Source organism: Lacrimispora indolis DSM 755 (genome assembly GCF_000526995.1).
Taxonomy (GTDB): domain Bacteria; phylum Bacillota; class Clostridia; order Lachnospirales; family Lachnospiraceae; genus Lacrimispora; species Lacrimispora indolis.
The window spans coordinates 199,490-218,369 of the sequence record NZ_AZUI01000001.1; the positions used below are offsets into that span (position 1 = coordinate 199,490).

Consider the following 18,880-nt stretch of genomic DNA (forward strand, 5'->3'; position numbering starts at 1 on the left):
TCTTACTAATCCATAACCGGAAGAGATACCGTAAAGGCCGTAATACCGTCTTTACTATCCGCCATTATCGTTCCTCCGTGCATGGTTATGATTTCCTTTGCAATGGCCAACCCCAAACCAGCTCCTCCTGTATTCGAGGCACGGGCTTTGTCCAGCCGGTAAAATTTCTCGAAAATAGAGGATAACTCTTCAGCGGGGATCGTCGTTCCCTGATTTCGAAACGTAATCACCACCTGATGATTCCATTCCCCGGCGGAAATAGAGATTTCCGAATGGGGATTGCTGTACGCCACCGCGTTTTTTAGAATGTTATTGAACACACGTGCCAACTGTGTGGGATCTCCATAAGCGGTCAGGTTTTCATCCGCGTGGACCGCTATGGTATTTCCTTTAGGGGTAAGTACCGGATAAAATTCGTCCGCCATTTGAACCAGCAAATAATATAAATCAACTACTTGATTTTCAAGCTTAATCTGTTGCGAATTATAGCGGGTGATCTCAAAAAACTCATTTACCAGATTTTCCAGACGGTATGCTTTCTCCAATGTAATATGGACATATTTTGCCCTTTGCTCCAACGGCATGTCCGGGGCTTCATCTAACAGGCTTAGATAACCAATCACAGATGTGAGCGGCGTCCGTATATCGTGAGCCAGATACATGATAAGGTCATTTTTCCTCTGCTCTGCTTCCTGGGCACGGTAAGCACGGTCAGACAAAGTCTTGCGGACAGTGTTCAGCTTCTCCTCAATGGCGGCCATTTCAGGAACAAGTTGGATGAAGTCATCCTGTTCTGACACCAATGCATCAATTCCACGATTGATTATATCAAAATATCGGGTGAACCGCTGGAGAAAAATGAACAGCAACAGAAAAAACACGATAAACGCGGCACCGAGGAAAAAAAGACCAAAGTTATAGCGGAACAGATAGTGATAGGCGGCAAATGCTTCTTCCTGCGTCATGTGCAAGACTTTTTGAAAAAATTTTACCAGCAGGTCACCTACTTTGCCTTTCCAAACCATCATATAGATTATCACAATTACGGAAAATGATAAAACAGCCATAAGAATCAGCTGCCAAAGCATCTTTTGCCTGAACTTTCTGTATCCGGATGCTTCCTGTAAATTATATTTCAATTTTGTACCCCACTCCCCATATTGTCTTGATATATTGTGGATTCTCCACAGTATCCCCCATTTTTTCACGCAGGTGGCGGATATGGACAGTGATGGTGTTATTGCTCTTCGTGTAATACTCGTCTTTCCAGATTTCACGAAAGAGCTCTTCCGCGCTGACTACTTTCCCTTTTCGTTCCAGAAGAATACGGAGAATGTAAAACTCGGTAGGCGTAAGATCCAGTGTTTTTTCATTCAAAAGACATTCATGGGTGCTGCTATTCAACACCAAACCAGAATGCACGATAACACTTTCTTCAGATGTATTTGCTTGAACCGAATTGTACTTTTTATAGCGCCGCAGCTGTGCTTTTACCCGCGCGACCAGCTCCAACGGACGAAACGGCTTTGTAATATAATCATCGGCTCCCAGGGTGAGTCCGGTAATTTTATCAATCTCCTGATCCTTTGCGGTTAACATGATGATCGGGTAGGCATGCTTCTCCCTAATCTTCTGGCAGAGTGCAAAACCGCTCATATCCGGCAGCATGATGTCTAAAATAGCAAGATCAAGCTCCGTAGTCTCAATGCAAGCAAGAGCTTCTTTTGCGTTATAAAACTTAAATACCGAATAATTTTCATTTTGTAAATAAAGTTCTACCAAATCTGAAATCTCGTGCTCGTCATCCACGACAAGTATTTTTTCCTGCATAGATTTTAATTCCTTTCCCTGAACGTCAGTTATGTATGATTTTACCATTATGTATGGGGCTGATTTTTATTTTTTCCATGATAAATCATTAATATTTTCTTAAAAATATCGTTCAGATCTGGTCTTAGGCACATACGAACGTATTATTCCCATGTGCTTTGTATATCATGCTTTTTTTGCCAATATTATCACTGCATGAACCTTTTTGATGCGGTAAGCGTATGGAACGCTTTACTGTGCTGCATATGGTATGGTAATTATATACACTGTGCTCTTTTTTTGTCAGTACATATGGCTGGCAGACAAAAGGCCCCCCATTTTTGCCATTTAAAATGGGGGGTCTTTGCTCTTAAAAACAGAACATTTCCAGATCCTCGGCCTGATACTTTTCCTTGATCAGCCTTAATTTTATTTTTAAATCATCCAGTTCCTCATCCTGATAATTATGGAATGGCCGCCTGGAACAGCCGCCTTCAAGCCCTCTCCATCTCATTAGGTTATGTACACAGGACGGAAAATCGTATTGAAGGCATGCAAAGATAAATTCATCTGCAATCCGCTGAAGCCGGATGCCTCCCGGTATATCGCTGTTTTGAACACATCGGTATATTTTTTCGTAAATTTCCGGAATTACATTATAGAAGGAACCGATCAGCCCATCCGCTCCAAAACATAATCCGGAAAAGGCCATCTCATCACATCCCGAATAAATCATGAAATCCTTTCCCAGTATCTCTTTTAAAGACCCCATCTCATCATGGCTCCTGGCGGTATATTTCAGTCCTTTCACATGATCGATCTCTGCTATTTTAAGGATTAAGTCTTTGTCCATGATTCCTGCCAGTTGAATGTTATAAACAATCATCGGAAGACTGGTGGATTTTGCAATGTCTTTATAATAATGATAAATATCTTCTTTTGAAAATTTCCAATAGAAAGGAGGAACCGATGAAATGGCATCTGCCCCTGCTGCCTCCGCATGCTCTGCCAGACCTATGCTTTTTCTGGTTCCGATATCCCCAACGTGAACGATCACCGGCACCCTTCCCTTTACCTGGTCAATAACGATATCAACCACCCGGTTTCTTTCTTCCGGTGTCATGGTAAAACATTCTCCTGTACTTCCGGTTAAATAAAACCCATTTACTCCTGCTCCAAGCATAAATTCTGTCATATTCCTTGTACAGGCTTCATCAATATTCTCTTTTTCATCAAAAAATGCCATTGTTGCAGGAATTACTCCTTTTATATCTGTAATTTGAAATTTACTCATGTTAACCTCCAGTTTATAAGTTTTCGGCCAGATGACAGCATACCAGATGCTCATGGCCGTTATGATTGATCCTGTGTGCTCCGGGTATTTCCGTCCTGCAGCGCGGGAAGCATTTGGGACATCGGGGATGAAAGGGACATCCGCCGGGCGGATCCACCGGACTTGGGACATCTCCCTGAAGGGGAATTCTCTTACGGCGCCTGTCAATATCCGCAATGGGAATGGCGCTCAGCAGGGCTTGCGTATATGGATGCAAGGTGTTCTCAAAAATCTCCCGGGTCTCCGCCAGTTCCACAATATGCCCCAGATACATCACTGCAATCCGGTCACTGATATACTCCACGACAGACAGATCATGAGTTATGAACAGATAGGTCAGATTTTTCTTTTCCTTCAATTCCTTTAACAGCTGCAATACCTGGGCCTGAATGGAAACATCCAGTGCAGAAACCGCTTCGTCACATACAATAAACTCAGGATCCACGGAAAGTGCCCTGGCAATACCGATCCGCTGCCTTTGTCCTCCTGAAAATTCATTGGGATACCGTTCCATATACTCCTGAGGAAGATTTACCTCCTCCAGAAGTTTCGCGATCTTCTCCCGTCTTTCCTTTTTGCTCTTCATCCCAAACCGGAGCAACGGTTCCTGCATTGTTCCGAATATGGTGAAAGAGGGATTCAAAGAGGAATAGGGGTTCTGGAAAACGATCTGCATTTTTTTACGGGCATCGTCCAGTTCCTTTTTAGGCACCTTTGTAATGTCCTTCTCTCCTTCCGGGAAATGATAGAACACTTCTCCTGAAAACGGTCTGATCAGCTGCAGGATGCTTTTTCCAAGGGTGGTTTTTCCACAGCCCGATTCCCCTACAACTCCAAGGATCTCCCCTGTGAAAATATCCAGATCCACATGGTCCACCGCCTTTACATAGCCGGCAGTCCTTTTAAATATTCCCTTTTTGACCGGGTAGTAGGTCCTTAATCCTTTCACAGAGATCAGTATTTCTTTTCTCTCCTTATTCTCACTCATGATGCCGGCCCTCCTCTATTAAACAGTCACAGACACACCTGCACATATGCCCTGGAGCTGTCAGATGCTCATCCGGAAGTTTTTCCTCACATACCGGTGCCGCATATGGACATCTTGGAGCAAACTGGCAGCCCGGCGGACGGTTATAAGGATCCGGAGTGGAACCTTTGATCGGCTCAAGCTTCTGCTTTTTTCCCCGTCCCAGAACAGGAATGGAATTCAGCAGTGCCTTTGTATAAGGATGGGAAGGCTCCGTCAGGACCGACCTGGCATCTCCGCTCTCTACGATATTTCCCATATACATCACCGCAACATCATCTGCCAGTTCGGCCACTACACCCATATCATGGGTGATCAACAGAATAGCGGTATCATTGTTATTCTTCAAATCCAGCATCAATTCAAATATCTGAGCCTGAATCGTGACATCCAGGGCTGTAGTCGGTTCATCTGCGATCAGCACTCTGGGTCTGCAGCTCATTGCCATGGCAATCATGGCGCGCTGGCACATCCCCCCGGAAAACTGATGAGGGTATTCATAAAACCGTTTTTCAGGCATCGGGATACCCATTTCCTTTAAAAGCCCTATGGATTTCCTTGTTGCTTCCGCTTTGTTTTTGGCTCTTCCATGAGAAAGAAGTGCTTCATTGATCTGATATCCTACGGTAAACACAGGATTCAGGGCCGTCATTGGATCCTGGAATATCATGGAAATACCGCTGCCCCGGATCTTACGCATTTCACTTCCTTTTCGCTTTAGCTGATCGATCCTGATATCCTTGTCATCGTTAAAAAAATGAATTTCCCCTTTTTCAATCCGGGAAAGATCAGGAAGCAGCCCCATGATGGAATTTGCAGTGACTGATTTCCCGCAGCCGCTCTCTCCCACGATACATAGAATCCTTCGCTTTTTTAAATCAAAGTTGATTCCTCTGATTACCTGATTGCAGCGATCATTGTTGTAAAAGTTCACATGGAGGTTTTTAACATTTACTACCGTATCATGACTCATCTGACCTTCCTCCTTAACCGATTTGAGACGGATCTGCTGCATCTCTTAAGCCATCGCCAATAAAGTTGATGCTGATAACAAACAGGGTCACCACAACACCGGCAGGTACCCAGACCCACCATGCATCCCTTAGTATCATAATATCCTGTGCCGCATTCAATATATTTCCCCAGGTGGCCACCTCCAGGGGAACACCCAGCCCAAGGAAACTAAGTGATGTCTCCTGAAGAATGAACATCGCCGTTGACAATGTTATGTTAACAAAAATAGGGCCAATTGCGTTGGGAAGCATATGAAAAAAAGCGATCCTCATGGATCCTATGCCAAATGCCTTTAAGGCCTGGACATAATCCTCCTCCCGCAGAGAAAGCATCTGGGATCTGGCCATTCGGTACATGGAAGGCCAGCCGGTTATGGAAAATATGAAGATCAGATTCCACAGGCTCTGCCCGGTTATGGTCACAAGGATCAGGACCATGATCATCTGGGGAAACGCCATTAAAATCTCTGAAATCTTCATGACAATCCCGTCTGCCAGCCCTCCCTTATAGCCTGCAATCGTACCCAGAGAAACACCGAACAGGGTGGCAATCAACGCGGAGCCTAAGCCTACTGCAATGGAAATTCTGCCTCCATACAGGATTCTTGCAAAGATATCACGTCCGATTTTATCCGTACCGAGAATGTGCTTGGCTGACGGCGCCTGCAGAATGCTCCTTAAATCGATCTTAGTAGATGAATAGGAGGTGATAAGGGGAGCTGCAAAGCAGATAAAAAAGATAACAATAAAAATAATAAGACCTGCAATAGAAAGCTTATTGGCAAGCATTTTCCTTAACACCCTGCTTTTCAACCGTTTCTTTGCTTTCCCGGACTCCTCCTGAGCAAGGATCTGATCCATTTTTTTGTTTAATGCACTCATAGATCCCATACCTCCTAACTCAGTTTTATGCGAGGATCCAGCATGGCGGTAACTAAATCAACCAAAATGCTTGACACCAGAACGATCAGCACGGAAAAAAATCCAATCATCATAACAAGGGGAGTGTTCTGCGCCCGCACGGCCTTGATGAACAGACCGCCGATTCCAGGCCACTGGAATACCTCCTCCACAACAACCGCTCCGCCGATCAGCATAGGCAGCCGGAATCCAATCAATACCACAACAGGGGTCACCGCTGCCCTGAGACCATGGAGGAGATTCACCCTCCACTCCGGGATTCCTTTCGATCTTGCGGTCTTCATATAATCCCTGCCCATGGATTCCAGCATGCTGCCCCTGGCATACCGCATAACACCGGCTGTCATGGAAAAGCCCAGGACCGCTGCAGGCAGGATTAAATACGGCAATCTCTGAATAAAGCTCTGCCCGGCATAAGCCATCCGCCCTCCTACCGGCAGAATGCTGTGATGGAGAGCCAGGGCATTGATACAGATGAGACCGAATAAAAATTGGGGGATCGCCACACCGACCATTCCCACTACGTCCAGAATATGATCCAGTACACTTCCCTTATTCAGTGCACTGATCACGCCCAGAAAAATGCCGAATACAGAAGACATGATCAGAGATGCTACAGATAATTCAATGGTTGCCGAAATATGATTCCTCATAATTTCCGCAACAGGTACTCCCGACTGCAGGGAATAGCCAAAGTCGCCGTGCAGGATCCCCCACAGCCATTTAAAGTACCGGATGACAAACGGATCATTTAAGCCAAGAGAGTTTCTCATCTGTTCAAGCTGTTGTGCCGACATCGTGGAAAGCGCATCCGGCGGAATAAGGAAATCAACCGCATCACCTGGCATCAGTTCAATTCCCAGATAAATGAGAAAGCTGATGACTAGCATCATTGGAATTAACGATAAAATCTTTCTGATAGTATAAGTAGCCATTTAATTCCTCCTGTTATAAACGGTGAACCTTCAGATCCACCGTTTATATGCTTCATCAATGGAATTTACTTAATATTTGCGTCATGGGGAAACTGATTGATAAAAAAGCATCTTGTATATCTGATATTTGCCGTATTGACCTTCATATGATCCATGGTCTCGATTGCCTTTGCTTCGTCCGTAGACTTGGACCATGCGTAGTCAATCTTGCCTGCTCCCGCATTCTTTACAAGGTTTGCATCATTTTCACCGCTTGCAAACATGTAAATTGTTTCGATATTCCCGTTTCCGGTCTTGTAATATCCATCCCATCTCTTTAAGGTCGCGTAATTGTTCAGCACCACCTCATCAACCCTGAATGGCCCGGACCCGATTGGTTTCTGCCAGAACCCATCCTGCTGGAGTGCTGCCGGGTCTGCCTTTTCAAGACAGTGTTTGGGAAGAATGGGCCACTGGGCAAATACTTGCAGCGCATTGGCGGAAACCTGATCAAAATTGACCGTGATCTTATTCCCATCAGTCACTACGCCTTCTAAATGTTCCGTTTTTCCGTCAATAAAGTCCTGGGCACCATGGATTGCCTTCATGACCTCCGAGGCAACCGCATTGGTTCCGGGAGCCTTAAGCATCAGCTCAATGGTAAACTTAACATCCTCAGCCGTAAGAGGCTGGTCATCGTGCCATTTTAGATTGTCGCGAAGCGTGAACTCAATGGATTTGGAATCCTCACTGACCTTATAGTCCTGGGCCAGCATGCCTTCCTTCGGATTTAGATTTTCATCTGCGTTTATAAGCTTATCAAAAATCAGCTCCGTATTAATCAGGAGTCCCGGATTCACCAAAGGATACCAGAAAAATTCCTGAGGCCCGCCATTTGTATACATCGTACGGTCATCCCGGCTGATCTTCCAGTCCAGGATGTGCTTCTCATATGAGAACTGGTCGTTCCCGAATCCCGCTCCTGCCATATCAAGATCTTTGCTGTTATAAATAAAGCAGACCTGATGGTAAAGGGGCAGTGCAATTACATTCTCTGCCACAAAATTCTGGATTTCACCAAACGCCTTTTTCTGCTCGTCCGTATCCATGGTCCCGTTGGCTGAAATAATTAAATCATCAAGCCCTTCCTGCTTTGGAACGGTGGAGTTATTGGAGGCAGTCGAACTGAATCTGTTATAGAATTCGGATTCTGCCAATGCAGCCACCGCAGCATAAGCCAGATCCCATTTTACTACAGAAGGGCCCTTTACCCGATCCACCGGCGGGACCCAAAGCTGTGCAGCCAGATCACCTTCCAGCTTTCTGAACTGGGCCTTAACCCCTGCCTCCTGCCAGTACTGCCCAATGATGGTCATTAAGTCAACGGTCTGCTGGTCATCGTAATAATAAACCACATCAAGAGTATAATCCGATGGCCAGCCGGCTTCCTTTAAAAGCTCTTTTGCCTTTTCCGGATCATACTTATATGTAGGGATTTCTGCGTTCAGCCAATCCCCTGGAGCGGTAAAACTTTTTGCTGCCTGCGCTTTGCCGTTAAACAGCGTCTCAACAATTGCATCCATGTCAATCGCATAAGCCAGGGCCTGTCTGACTCTTAAATCTGCAAGCGGGGTTCCAGGCGCTTCACCGCTTTCAGTACCCGGATTCCCAGTCCCTGGATCCCCGGATTTGGCACTCTCTGTCTTTGCCCCTGTTCCTGCTGTGTCTGATGCCGGCTGCTGTTTGCCGCTGCAGCCGATCAAAAGTGACGCGGCCAGGGAAACGGCACATAAAATACTCACAAGTTTTCTTTGTTTCATAAATAACCTCCCTTTCCTATTTGTACTTTGTAGTATAAAGTATAAACTTGCAATTGATATCCTAAGTTTAATTAACTTTTTTTTAAATGTCAACTAACAACCTCACCGAATATCACATTATTATTTGTGCATTATTCACATATTTTTTATTTCTATAAGTTTTTATTTTAGTTTTTATGTTTCTTACATTGACACGCATTTAAATATAAATTATAATATTAAGAAAGTTATTACTTTGTACTACAAATATAATTCAGAATGGATTGTTGACTTATGAAAAATTTAAAAACCAGAAAATTGTATTTACAGGTATACGATGAAATCAAGCAATATATTAAGGAGCATAATCTTCAGCCAGGAGATAAACTTCCCACGGAAATGGAAATCTGCGAGTCACTGGGTGTGAGCCGGAATGTACTCAGGGAAGCACTTAAATCCTTAGAGATCACCGGCGTCGTGACCTCCAAGCCAGGTGTCGGCATCATTATCAGAGAATTTAACTCGGATTTTTTCATGTCTTCGCTGATTTCACATGTTGACGCTTCCAATGACAGCAAGATCAAGGATTATATTGAGGAATTGCGTCATGTTCTGGAGCTGGGTTTTGATCAGAAGGCCTTTTACAGCCTGGGACTGGCAGATATTGACCGGATGAACGAACAGGTGACCATCATGCAAAGCCACCTGGGTGTGGATCATGGCGGAACAAAGCCCCTAGGCATTGAATTTGCAAAAGCAGATGCAATGTTTCATAAAACCATGTTTTCGAAAGTAGACAATGTACTCCTCTCTTCTATCATTGATTTCTTCTGGGCGTATGACAAATATTACACCACAAAGCTTTCCTCGAAATCCATTGAGATAACGATTGAAAAGCACGAGCGCATTATTAAGGCACTCTATGAGCACGATTATGAGAAGTTTCATCAGGCAATGATTTATCATTACACTTATGAATATCTTAAAAAATAGACATCGTTATCACATGGTTTGTTTTTTTACAAATTCACGAATAATGATACCATGTAAAATACTTAGCACTAAAAAATCAAAATAATAAAGGATTTTTCAATTGCAGGTTCTGGCAATCTGATTACATACGGTTTCTCCTGCCGCAAACCGTGGATTATCATCCGCCAACAGCCTAACCATTAAATTTACAAAAATTAAATGGCGCAGCGGAAAAGGTCTCTTCATCCCTTTTTCGCTGCGCCAGTCATCATCTTCATCTGGTAACATTCCATATGTTATAAAATATCATCTATGATCATCCGCCTTACTCCATGGAAACCCGCATCCACGCATCATAAATATGATCTTTATAGACCTTTTCCTCTCCAATCTCCGGAAGATTGCACACGCAGTTTCCCACCTCCGCTTCCCGCAGATAGCCTTGTTTTAAATCCTCTATTGATACCATCAGCGTCCTTCTCTCATCCACGAACAGCTCCGGATGCATCAGATACACCGCTGCCGTCACATCCCAGTTATAAAATCCCCCGATACCATAGTCTTCCTCATTATACCCAAACCAGTAATCCGTCTTCTCCCGGATGTATGCGGCAGCCTTGTTGTCCGTGCCAAATAAGCGTTCCTTATATTCCTCCCTTGTAAACAGCACCTTCAGGCAATGATTCCCTGTGATCACAGAAACATTTTTTCCTTTTGTAAGCACTGTTTGTGAAGCAAAGGGATCACAGGAGAAATTCAGCTCATCCATCACCTTTTTCTCAAACACAAGAGGGCTTGTAATCCCTCCCATTACCACAATTTCTTTTACCTTCTCAAAAAAATGATTGTCCTTTTCATAAGCTCCCCGAAGATTTGTAAGGGAACCGGTTGCAAGAATTGATAAGGTCCCCTTATACTTATCCGCCATTTCCCCGAGATAATCCGCCGCCTCACTTTCATATTCTCCGCATTTTGCCCCGCCCCTTTTCACCGGAATATCCTCACGTCCCAGATCCTTTAGCATCTTCCGGTTTGTATTGTATACAATATCCAATCGGTTGTTCCCATACGTTGCCGTAATTCCGTGCACCTTTGCCTCAGGGCAGCCAAGAAGGTACATCAGGGCAAGCCCGTCATCCACATCACAGTCCTTTACTCCAAATGTATTGTCACAGTCAAATACCACATGCTTCATTTGATTTCACCCTTCTCTCCGAAACCAGGTCACTGCGTTTTCCTCTATGAAAACACCCGCCCTGTCCCCTTCTTCCAGTCCAAGCCCTTCCAGCTCGTGACTCATGACATGGCTTAAAATCGTGCCCTCCGGTATCTCTATCTTCACTTCCGCCGTCTCTCCCATAAATGTAATTCCTGAAATCACATAGGCCCCCTCTTTCTGAAGCTTCACGGAGAAGGGCCTTATCATCGCCTCATAATCCCCGTCATCCAGCTTTGCACTCATTTCAAACAGCCCGCTGTAAAACCTGCGGTTCTCAATTCTTCCTTTCACATAGTTCACCCTGCCGAAATATTCCGCCACAGCCCTTGAAGTGGGATGCCGGAACATATTCTTCGGTGTATCGTACTGTAAAATCTGTCCCTCCCTCATCAGCGCAATCCTGTCCGACATCTGCAATGCTTCTTTTTTTTCATGGGTAACAAGAACCGTGGTGATCTTCCGCTCCTGTTGAAGCCTTTTCACAAGATTCCCCATCTCCAGCCTTAAGCACTCATCCAGCCCGGAAAACGGTTCATCCAGAAGCAGCACTCTAGGATTTGCTGCAAGGGCTCTTGCCAGTGCAACTCTCTGCATCTGCCCTCCGGACATTTCTTTTATTTTCCGGTTCTCAAAGCCCGGAAGCTGAACTTCTTCCAGCAATCTTTTCACCGTTTCCTTCCGGACATTCTTAGAAACCTTTTGAAGCTCCATGGGAAATGCGATATTCTGCTCCACGGTCATGTGGGGGAACAGCCTTAAATCCTGAAAGACAATGACTGTTCCTCTTTTTTCGGGAGGAATCCCTGTAACAGATACATGATTAATCCGCACATCTCCCTGCTGGATTTCCAGAAGTCCTGCTATGCTTTTCAAAAGCGTTGTCTTCCCGCACCCGGACACACCAAGAAGGGAGGTAAATTCCCCTTCCCGTATATCCAGGCTGATCCCATGAAGAATCTCTTTCTTCTGCAGTACAACTTTTATATTTTCAACCGTAAGGCTCATGGCTTCTCTCATCCTTTTCCCTGATTCATCTCATGTTCATGTATAAAATTCTCCGCCCCCATGTTTCATCCAATGGCCTGCCGCCCACTCAAACACTCCAAACACCAGCAATGTGACGCCCAGAAACAGAACGCTGTAAATACATGCAATGTTTCTATTCCCGCTTTGCAGATAGGGAACCATAAGGATCGTAAAGGTCTTTACGTTTCCCCCTCCGATTATCAGCGTGAGAAAATACTGGCTGAAGGACACAATATATGACATGCTCATAGCTGATAGGATCACAGGCGCCAGCAAAGGGAGAGACGTTTTGTAAAAGGCTTGAAAGGGAGATGCTCCCAGGACTCTTGCCTGCTCCTCCAGTCTGTTGCCAACAGCCATCGTCCCATCCATGATGAGTCGCACAGCATAAGGAAGAGAACAGACCAAATGAGAAATGATGACCCCTGTAATCCTGTTGTTTAGTCTCATTTTAATAAACGTAATCTGTATCCCCATTGCAAACACGGTTGCAGGAACCATAAAGGGCAGGATGGTAAAAAAATACATCAGCTGCTTTCCGGGAAAACGGTATAATATCATGGCTCTCGCAGTCATTAGGCCGATCACCGCAGATAATGCCGCCACAACCGTGGAAATCAAAATGCTTGACCGGAAGATTTGCAAAAGCTCTTTTTTTCTTCCTGCTATTTCTAAAAGCGCTCTCTTTGAAAACACCTGAGGCACCAGATCCGGCCACGTCCACCGCTCCGTAAAGATCCATATAAACAGAGTGACCGTCGGAATAAGTATGGCAGCCATCAAAAGGAACTGTGTGATGCTTGTTAATATTGACTTTCTTTTATTTTTCATGGTTAGTTTTCATCCGTTAAACATTTCACATTTTTCCGCATCATTAAAAAATATATCAGCGCGCTGATAAGGGAGATCACAATAATAATACCATTTAAAGCCATGGCATAAGGACGGTTTCTCAGATCCGGATGGATATACTCCTGATATGCAAGAACCGGCAATGCCTTTGGAACCGTCGCTCCAAGAAGGAGGGGAAGCTCATAGGCTCCCAGGGCAAATACAAAAATGATCAGAAAGCCGCTTATAATTGTATTTCTGCATAAGGGCAGGGTCACCTTCCAGAATACGGTCCAGGTTTTTGCCCCCAGGTTTGTGGCCGCTTCCCCCAGGCTTCCGTTAATATTCGCCATCAGCGCAATGACGAAATAAATGATAAAGGGAATTTCTTTCCATAAATACGCCATAATGATTCCCATCCCCTGGGGATCATAGATGAGCATGGGAAACTGCTGCTGCTCCTGAATCAAGCCCAGGGCATATGCGGCCCTGGCCAGGATCCCGTTTCTGGAAAAAATATTGATGATAAAAAGTGCCGCAACCACATGGGGAACAATAATAGGAACCTGGATGATGCGCATGACCGCTCCCCGGGTTTTCTTTCCCATCACGCATACGCCGCAAAAAAACACACCCCCTGCCGTTGCAAGAGCCGATGAAAACAAGGCTATTTTAAGACTGTATCCCATGGACTTAAGCATATCCGGCCGTGTCAGAACTTCCTTATAGTATAAAAGCGTTGGCTTCTTTAACCCAAAAGCTGGAATTACCCCTAAGCTTTGGGTAATTCCAGTTATTAATCCGACCATAAATAAAATAGTCAGCAATATTTGGGGAGCCAGAAATAAATATGGCATCAGCTTTTTTTTCATTATTTTCCTGCCACTTCTTCCGTCCATATTTCCTCAATAATGGGAACCAGCTCAGCGGGCATTTCCGGAAGACGTTTTAACAGCAGCTCATCCTGGGGAATCGTTCCCTTTCCAAGCTCCACCTGATCAAATTCATCCTTCTGTTCCTTTGAAAGCTTTGAATTGTCAAGAACCGGAATGACTTTCAAGGTGTTATAGCGGTCAGCCTGAATTTCCGGAGACAGCATTTCATTGATTGCCACCATTGCCCCTGCCTTATTTCCGGAATTGGCCGCAATGGCCATAAAGTTGGTATTTCCGATCGTCCCTTTGTCAAACTGGAAGGACTGTGTTGTCTGCGTATATGCCCCATCTGCAATCTTCACAGCGGTTCCGTAGGCATCATACGTCATATTCAGCACAACCTCTCCGTCTGCAAACATATTGTCAAGGGTCGTTGAGGAATCCGGGAAGGTCTTTCCTTCATTCCACAAATACGGGTTTAACTCTCTTAGATACGTCATTGCAGGTTCTACGGCAGCTCTCACTGTTTCCTTATCCCCTTTCATATCCAGAAACTGCTCGTATCCGCATAGTTCATAGATAATATTTCTGACAAACGCACTTCCTGTAAAATCCGGAAGTGCCGGATAGGTCACCTTTCCAGGATATTTCCGGACAAACTCCTTTAAACCTTCGGCACTTTCAGGCAAGTCCGGAGTTACCGCAGTATCCCCGATCATCACGATCTGCGCTTTACCATAAGGAGCTTCAAATCCTTCAATGGGGTATGCAAAATCAAGTGTTACATCTTCGGAATTTGGGTCCACGTAATCCTGAAAATTAGGCAGTTTATCGGCGAATGGCCCGTAGAGCATGCTGTTTTCTTTGGCTGACCGGAAGTTTTCTCCATTGATCCAGATCATGTCAATGCTTCCGTCCTTTTCCCCCGCCTGAATTTCCCCAGACAACTGGCTTAGTACCTGGTCAATGTCCATGGGAACACGCTCCATGGTAATATCATACTTTTCCTTCATGACGGGGGCAAAGGTATTGTCCAGCCATTTATTCAGCTTCTCATCTCCGCCCCAGCCATAAAACGTAACAACAGTACCCTTTGCTTCCTCCTTCATACTGCCGAAGGACATCTCTTCTGTTTCTGAAACCTGTTTTTTCTCTTCTTTTGGTCCTTCATTGTTTCCGCAGGCTGTCATGGAACAAGCTATTACAACTGCCAGAAGCGCTGCCGAAATTCTCTTTTTCATCTCTTTTCTCCGTCTCTTACTGTTTTCCGGCTGCAGGCTTGTTATTTTACAAATGCCGCCTGAATGTCACTGTCTTTTGCCCCGTTTTCAATGATGAACAAATTCTTTTCATCAAAGCCTGCATCCTTTAACACAGAAATGGCTGTCTTTGCGCATTTATTTCCGCTGTAACATAAGAAATATACAGGTTCGTCTTTATTAAGCTTCTCTGCTGCCAGTTCATACATTGCTGCCTGTGCATCAGCACTTTCAAATTCTTTTAAATCAACCTGAAGAGAATTTTCCAAATGTCCTCCTGCATATGTATCGTTATCACGTACATCCACAATCTGTGCATCCTTTTTCCCAAGTACGTCTGCTGCTTTTACATACTGCCAGTTTATTCCTTCTTCCGCACGGTTTGTTGTCAGCGCACCTTTTACTTTTGCCAGAGCTTTTGCGCCTCCCTCAACCGTAAAGATAAGGGCTGCGTCGATTCCGGCTTCTTCCAGAACCTTTGTTGACTTCTGTGCGCCTCTCTGGCCGCTGTTGCAGATGATGTAGATGTTCTGTCCGTCTTTTAAATTTTCTTCCGCATATGTCTTCATCTGATCTGCCAGGGATTCATCCTCCAGGGGGAAAATGGGACACCATTCCGAATCAGCAACTCTTCCTACCCCGTAGTTTGCCCACTCTCTTACATCAAGAACATGCGTTTTTCCGTCAGCAGCCGCTTTTACCGCATCCTCGGCAGATACAAACTGGTATTCTTCTTTCCCTGTGTTTTCCGCCACTGATGTACTTTCCGCTGCTGAACTATCTGCTGCTGACGTGCTTTCTGCTGCTGTGCTTTCCACTGCAGCTGTTACTTTCTTCTCTCCCGCACTTTCTGTGCTGCATCCTGCAATCATGGACACCGCTATTGCAGACACTAAGGCAACTGCTAAAAACTTCTTTTTCATATTTTATTCCTCCTTGGTTTTCCGGCGCTATACTTTTTTAGCGCGTCATAATAATATATGGTTCTTTCCGCTTTGTTTAAGCGGAACTGCCATCACTTGGTGTTTGTTTTTTCACCTGTTACAGGTATCTTTTTAACCCACATATTCTGCTATTTTATCCAAAAATCCATGACTCAAATACGCCTCCAGCTTGTGTGCCGTGGACTCATTAAATATTTCTTTGCCCGGCTGCTGATATTCCACCCAGGCCATTGCGCACCAGGTAATTCCCCGTAAGCACGTAATGGGAATATACGTACTGATCCGCTCTTTCAGACCCTGTGTATCGAATCTGTCTGCCGCCTTTTTTATATACGCTTTTATAAACTGATCCATTTGTTCCCTTTCCAGGATCACATCTGTCTTCCAGAAGGTTGTGGTCGGCGCAAGAAAATGTCCCAGGTCCTGTGCCGGATCACCGTAAACCGGCTTCTCCCAGTCAATGAGATAATTCCCCTTTCCTTCCCCGTTGATGAGAAAATTCGTAGAATTCAGCTCCGTATTGATGCAGCAGCAGTAGGTTACTTTTGGCAGAATATCTGCCTTTTTCCAGCCTCTTTCCAGCAGCCTGCGTATTTTTCTCTTATTTTCTTCGTCACCAAGACCGGATTCCTCATACTTTCGGAACATCTCCTCGCACTCTTCCAGAATTGCTTTTAATGGATTATCCGGAGCTATGAGGGGTGGTTCTCTGCCAACGGGGATGCTGTGTATATCTGCCAGACAGTCTGCCGCATAAAGCAGCTCTTTTTCATAATCCAGTGCATGCCCCGGAAGATACTCCATCACCATGACTCCATAAGGAATCTTCTCCTTTGTTCCATCCACATACAAGGGTCTTGGCGTGCGTCCCGAATCCTTTAACAGCTCCAATGCACGGAATTCGTATTCAATCTGGTTTTCCAGATGCATCTGGCTTCCGAAATTCACCCGCAGAATAAGCTTCTTACCAGTGACCGGATGAATAAACAGATAGTTTCTGTTGTACTCTCCCTGCCCCAGCATCCGGTATTCCTCTGTCACTTTCCTGGGAAGTCCCAGCCTTTCCCGGTATTCTATCCATTTAATATAGTCCGCTAATCCCTGTACCTGATCCATATTTTTGCCTCCTAATAAATCAAGGGAAATACTTTTCTTCAACCTTCCCCTCTTATCTCACATCCCGGTACATATCCGAAATCTTTTCTATTGGAACCCCCTCCCGGTACAGCTTCCGAAGCCGGTTCATTTTCCACATGAGCTTCAGCTTTGGTATTGTACCTTTGGGAAATCGTCTGTCCGAGGTATGGATTCTCCTCCTTGCCATCCCCAGCTTCACTCCTCTTTCTTTTAAGGCCAGTGAAAACTGGTAGTCTTCCATGATAGGAATCTCGGGAAACATTCCAACTTCAAAAAACAGCTCCCGGTCCACAAAGATCCCCTGATCCCCGAACATGACCTTCCGGTCCTTTATTCTGTGGTTGGAAATCACCCTGCATGTAAACATGAAAAAATTATGGGAGTGAAATGCTATTCCAAAACAGCCTGCCTGATGAACTTTCATCACCCGCCTGATTTCTGCCAAAGGCTTTGGAGGAAGCTCACTGTCACAGTGGAGAAAGAACAAAATATCACCACTGCTCGCCTTTGCCCCTGCATTCATCTGGCTTCCCCTTCCTTTTTCACTGTGGATCACGGTATATCCTGGCTCTATGAATTCCAGTGTGCGGTCTGTGCTTCCTCCATCCACAAACAATAGTTCACATTTCTCCCCCAGTTCCTTTAGCTGCTCCTGCAGCTTTACAATTCCTTTTTCTTCATTATAGACCGGAACAATGATTGAGACCGAAGTAATCCTTGCAGCATACCGCCCGGTTTCCGTCTGTTTCAGCTCTTTTCTGAACCGCATCCGTTTCCGATACGCTTTTAAGTCCATGGGGGTGTCCAAATCCCATAACCGTTTCGTATAGCCAACTGAAATTCCGGCCTGGGAAAGCTCCTTTATGGTTTCATCCAGAACGGCTTTATGCCCATAATGGTCAAGACCAAAAGCCTCCGGGCGGGCTTTCTTCATCCCTATGAGATAATACCCTCCGTCATAGGTTTTCCCAAACACCACATCCTGCTTTTTAAGCACCTCAAATGCCTGTCTTAAATGGAAGGACCGCAGCTCCGGCACGTCGGTTCCAATGAGAACGCATTCCTCATACCCCCTGGCAAATACCTCTTCAAATGCCCGGTACATCCGTTCCCCCAGATCCTCCCCCTGCTGCTGAAAATATCCCCTCTGTTTCCCAAGGACCGCCCTTAGCAGTCTTTTTTCTTTTTCCCCATCCGGAGTATGGCAGACAAAGATATCCGCCGGGCACTTCTCACATTCCTTTCCAATGTCTTTTAAAAAGCAGATATGAAGCTTTGCACATTGCTGAGGAGTAAGCCGTGGCATCATCCTGGTCTTTGTCTTTCCCGGCACCGGCACTCTTGTAAATATAATAATCGCTTGTTTCATCTATATAATCTTTCCTAAAATTTCTATGGTGTCTTCCACGACCTTTGGACAGAACTGGAGAAGCAGCCCTTTCTCCATCACCTTTTCCAGTTCTTCTCTCCTGGAAATATCATGTCCAAGGAGATCACGGCAGATGCAGGAAGGATATTTCTCCCCAAACAGCTTCTTAAATTCTCCGGTTTTCTTCATCATAACCTGCTTCTGCTCTTTATCCCCCTCCTGGCTGTGTCCATACTTCACTCCAAGAACCATCAAAGCGCCAGTGACGGCACCGCAGGTTTCTCCGCACTGCATCCCACCGCCAAAGCAGGCGGAAGCTTTCCTCAGCAGTCCCTTATCCAGTCCTAACTCTTCTGCAAACTCTCCCGCAACTACCTGGGAGCAGTCAATTCCCTGCATGAATAACTCCTTGATTTCTTCAAACCGGATCGT

General features: G+C 45.1%; 18 protein-coding genes. 1 reads left to right on the forward strand and 17 read right to left on the reverse strand.

Annotated features, from left to right (window positions below):
* Positions 1-5: 5 nt before the first annotated feature.
* The 8 genes from K401_RS0100985 to K401_RS0101020 all read right to left on the reverse strand — a co-directional run bounded on the left by K401_RS0100985 (position 6) and on the right by K401_RS0101020 (position 8,837).
* Positions 6-1,088 (reverse strand): sensor histidine kinase, encoded by a 1,083-nt coding sequence (locus tag K401_RS0100985; protein WP_166435306.1) that lies wholly within the window; start codon positions 1,086-1,088, stop codon positions 6-8.
* A 40-nt stretch (positions 1,089-1,128) separates the two neighbouring features.
* Entirely contained in the window at positions 1,129-1,830 is a 702-nt protein-coding gene (gene vanR / locus K401_RS0100990) for a VanR-ABDEGLN family response regulator transcription factor (protein ID WP_024291217.1), read from the reverse strand.
* Between the two features lie 349 nt (positions 1,831-2,179).
* A complete protein-coding gene (locus tag K401_RS0100995) occupies positions 2,180-3,103 on the reverse strand; it encodes a dihydrodipicolinate synthase family protein (RefSeq protein ID WP_024291218.1) in 924 nt (307 codons plus the stop codon).
* A 13-nt stretch (positions 3,104-3,116) separates the two neighbouring features.
* Complete coding sequence (locus K401_RS0101000; protein ID WP_029700606.1) at positions 3,117-4,130, reverse strand: ABC transporter ATP-binding protein; 1,014 nt, start codon at positions 4,128-4,130, stop codon at positions 3,117-3,119.
* Positions 4,123-5,142 (reverse strand): ABC transporter ATP-binding protein, encoded by a 1,020-nt coding sequence (locus K401_RS0101005; protein WP_024291219.1) that lies wholly within the window; start codon positions 5,140-5,142, stop codon positions 4,123-4,125. The genes K401_RS0101000 and K401_RS0101005 overlap by 8 nt, the downstream gene beginning before the upstream one ends.
* Positions 5,143-5,155: 13 nt before the next feature.
* Complete coding sequence (locus K401_RS0101010) at positions 5,156-6,073, reverse strand: ABC transporter permease (RefSeq protein ID WP_024291220.1); 918 nt, start codon at positions 6,071-6,073, stop codon at positions 5,156-5,158.
* A gap of 5 nt (positions 6,074-6,078) precedes the next feature.
* Entirely contained in the window at positions 6,079-7,038 is a 960-nt protein-coding gene (locus K401_RS0101015; RefSeq protein ID WP_024291221.1) for an ABC transporter permease, read from the reverse strand.
* A 65-nt stretch (positions 7,039-7,103) separates the two neighbouring features.
* A complete protein-coding gene (locus K401_RS0101020) occupies positions 7,104-8,837 on the reverse strand; it encodes an ABC transporter substrate-binding protein (protein WP_024291222.1) in 1,734 nt (577 codons plus the stop codon).
* 273 nt (positions 8,838-9,110) lie between these two features.
* On the opposite strand from K401_RS0101020, the gene K401_RS0101025 reads away from it, so the two are divergent.
* Positions 9,111-9,809: a FadR/GntR family transcriptional regulator gene (locus K401_RS0101025; RefSeq protein ID WP_024291223.1), complete on the forward strand. Its 699-nt coding sequence runs from the start codon at positions 9,111-9,113 to the stop codon at positions 9,807-9,809.
* A 304-nt stretch (positions 9,810-10,113) separates the two neighbouring features.
* Here K401_RS0101025 and K401_RS0101035 read toward each other — a convergent pair whose 3' ends face one another.
* The 9 genes from K401_RS0101035 to K401_RS0101075 all read right to left on the reverse strand — a co-directional run bounded on the left by K401_RS0101035 (position 10,114) and on the right by K401_RS0101075 (position 18,877).
* Positions 10,114-10,983: a nucleoside hydrolase gene (locus K401_RS0101035; RefSeq protein ID WP_024291224.1), complete on the reverse strand. Its 870-nt coding sequence runs from the start codon at positions 10,981-10,983 to the stop codon at positions 10,114-10,116.
* A gap of 6 nt (positions 10,984-10,989) precedes the next feature.
* Positions 10,990-12,012: an ABC transporter ATP-binding protein gene (locus K401_RS0101040; protein ID WP_024291225.1), complete on the reverse strand. Its 1,023-nt coding sequence runs from the start codon at positions 12,010-12,012 to the stop codon at positions 10,990-10,992.
* A gap of 36 nt (positions 12,013-12,048) precedes the next feature.
* On the reverse strand, positions 12,049-12,864 hold the full coding sequence (locus K401_RS0101045) for an ABC transporter permease (protein WP_024291226.1): 816 nt from the start codon (positions 12,862-12,864) through the stop codon (positions 12,049-12,051).
* Between the two features lie 2 nt (positions 12,865-12,866).
* Entirely contained in the window at positions 12,867-13,736 is an 870-nt protein-coding gene (locus K401_RS0101050; RefSeq protein ID WP_024291227.1) for an ABC transporter permease, read from the reverse strand.
* Complete coding sequence (locus tag K401_RS0101055) at positions 13,736-14,980, reverse strand: ABC transporter substrate-binding protein (RefSeq protein ID WP_024291228.1); 1,245 nt, start codon at positions 14,978-14,980, stop codon at positions 13,736-13,738. The genes K401_RS0101050 and K401_RS0101055 overlap by 1 nt, the downstream gene beginning before the upstream one ends.
* Positions 14,981-15,021: 41 nt before the next feature.
* Entirely contained in the window at positions 15,022-15,921 is a 900-nt protein-coding gene (locus K401_RS0101060; RefSeq protein WP_024291229.1) for a rhodanese-like domain-containing protein, read from the reverse strand.
* A 132-nt stretch (positions 15,922-16,053) separates the two neighbouring features.
* Positions 16,054-17,058, reverse strand: coding sequence for an aminoglycoside phosphotransferase family protein (locus K401_RS0101065; protein ID WP_024291230.1), 1,005 nt, complete (start codon positions 17,056-17,058; stop codon positions 16,054-16,056).
* Positions 17,059-17,110: 52 nt separating this feature from the next.
* Positions 17,111-18,448 (reverse strand): TIGR04283 family arsenosugar biosynthesis glycosyltransferase, encoded by a 1,338-nt coding sequence (locus tag K401_RS0101070; protein ID WP_024291231.1) that lies wholly within the window; start codon positions 18,446-18,448, stop codon positions 17,111-17,113.
* Positions 18,449-18,877 carry a C-GCAxxG-C-C family protein gene (locus K401_RS0101075; protein WP_156945334.1) on the reverse strand — a complete coding sequence of 143 codons (429 nt, stop codon included), beginning with the start codon at positions 18,875-18,877 and terminating at the stop codon, positions 18,449-18,451.
* Positions 18,878-18,880 lie beyond the last annotated feature (3 nt).

Bases quoted from the DNA above. Each gene is read 5' to 3' on its own strand.
- K401_RS0101065 (WP_024291230.1), bottom strand. From the start codon at position 17,058: ATGGATCAGGTACAGGGATTAGCGGACTATATTAAATGGATAGAATAC.
- K401_RS0101050 (WP_024291227.1), bottom strand. From the start codon at position 13,736: ATGAAAAAAAAGCTGATGCCATATTTATTTCTGGCTCCCCAAATATTG.
- K401_RS0101000 (WP_029700606.1), bottom strand. From the start codon at position 4,130: ATGAGTGAGAATAAGGAGAGAAAAGAAATACTGATCTCTGTGAAAGGA.
- K401_RS0100995 (WP_024291218.1), bottom strand. From the start codon at position 3,103: ATGAGTAAATTTCAAATTACAGATATAAAAGGAGTAATTCCTGCAACA.
- K401_RS0101040 (WP_024291225.1), bottom strand. From the start codon at position 12,012: ATGAGCCTTACGGTTGAAAATATAAAAGTTGTACTGCAGAAGAAAGAG.
- K401_RS0101025 (WP_024291223.1), top strand. From the start codon at position 9,111: ATGAAAAATTTAAAAACCAGAAAATTGTATTTACAGGTATACGATGAA.
- K401_RS0100985 (WP_166435306.1), bottom strand. From the start codon at position 1,088: ATGCTTTGGCAGCTGATTCTTATGGCTGTTTTATCATTTTCCGTAATT.
- K401_RS0101010 (WP_024291220.1), bottom strand. From the start codon at position 6,073: ATGGGATCTATGAGTGCATTAAACAAAAAAATGGATCAGATCCTTGCT.
- K401_RS0101005 (WP_024291219.1), bottom strand. From the start codon at position 5,142: ATGAGTCATGATACGGTAGTAAATGTTAAAAACCTCCATGTGAACTTT.
- K401_RS0101055 (WP_024291228.1), bottom strand. From the start codon at position 14,980: ATGAAAAAGAGAATTTCGGCAGCGCTTCTGGCAGTTGTAATAGCTTGT.
- K401_RS0101070 (WP_024291231.1), bottom strand. From the start codon at position 18,448: ATGAAACAAGCGATTATTATATTTACAAGAGTGCCGGTGCCGGGAAAG.
- K401_RS0101015 (WP_024291221.1), bottom strand. From the start codon at position 7,038: ATGGCTACTTATACTATCAGAAAGATTTTATCGTTAATTCCAATGATG.
- vanR (WP_024291217.1), bottom strand. From the start codon at position 1,830: ATGCAGGAAAAAATACTTGTCGTGGATGACGAGCACGAGATTTCAGAT.
- K401_RS0101020 (WP_024291222.1), bottom strand. From the start codon at position 8,837: ATGAAACAAAGAAAACTTGTGAGTATTTTATGTGCCGTTTCCCTGGCC.
- K401_RS0101060 (WP_024291229.1), bottom strand. From the start codon at position 15,921: ATGAAAAAGAAGTTTTTAGCAGTTGCCTTAGTGTCTGCAATAGCGGTG.
- K401_RS0101035 (WP_024291224.1), bottom strand. From the start codon at position 10,983: ATGAAGCATGTGGTATTTGACTGTGACAATACATTTGGAGTAAAGGAC.
- K401_RS0101045 (WP_024291226.1), bottom strand. From the start codon at position 12,864: ATGAAAAATAAAAGAAAGTCAATATTAACAAGCATCACACAGTTCCTT.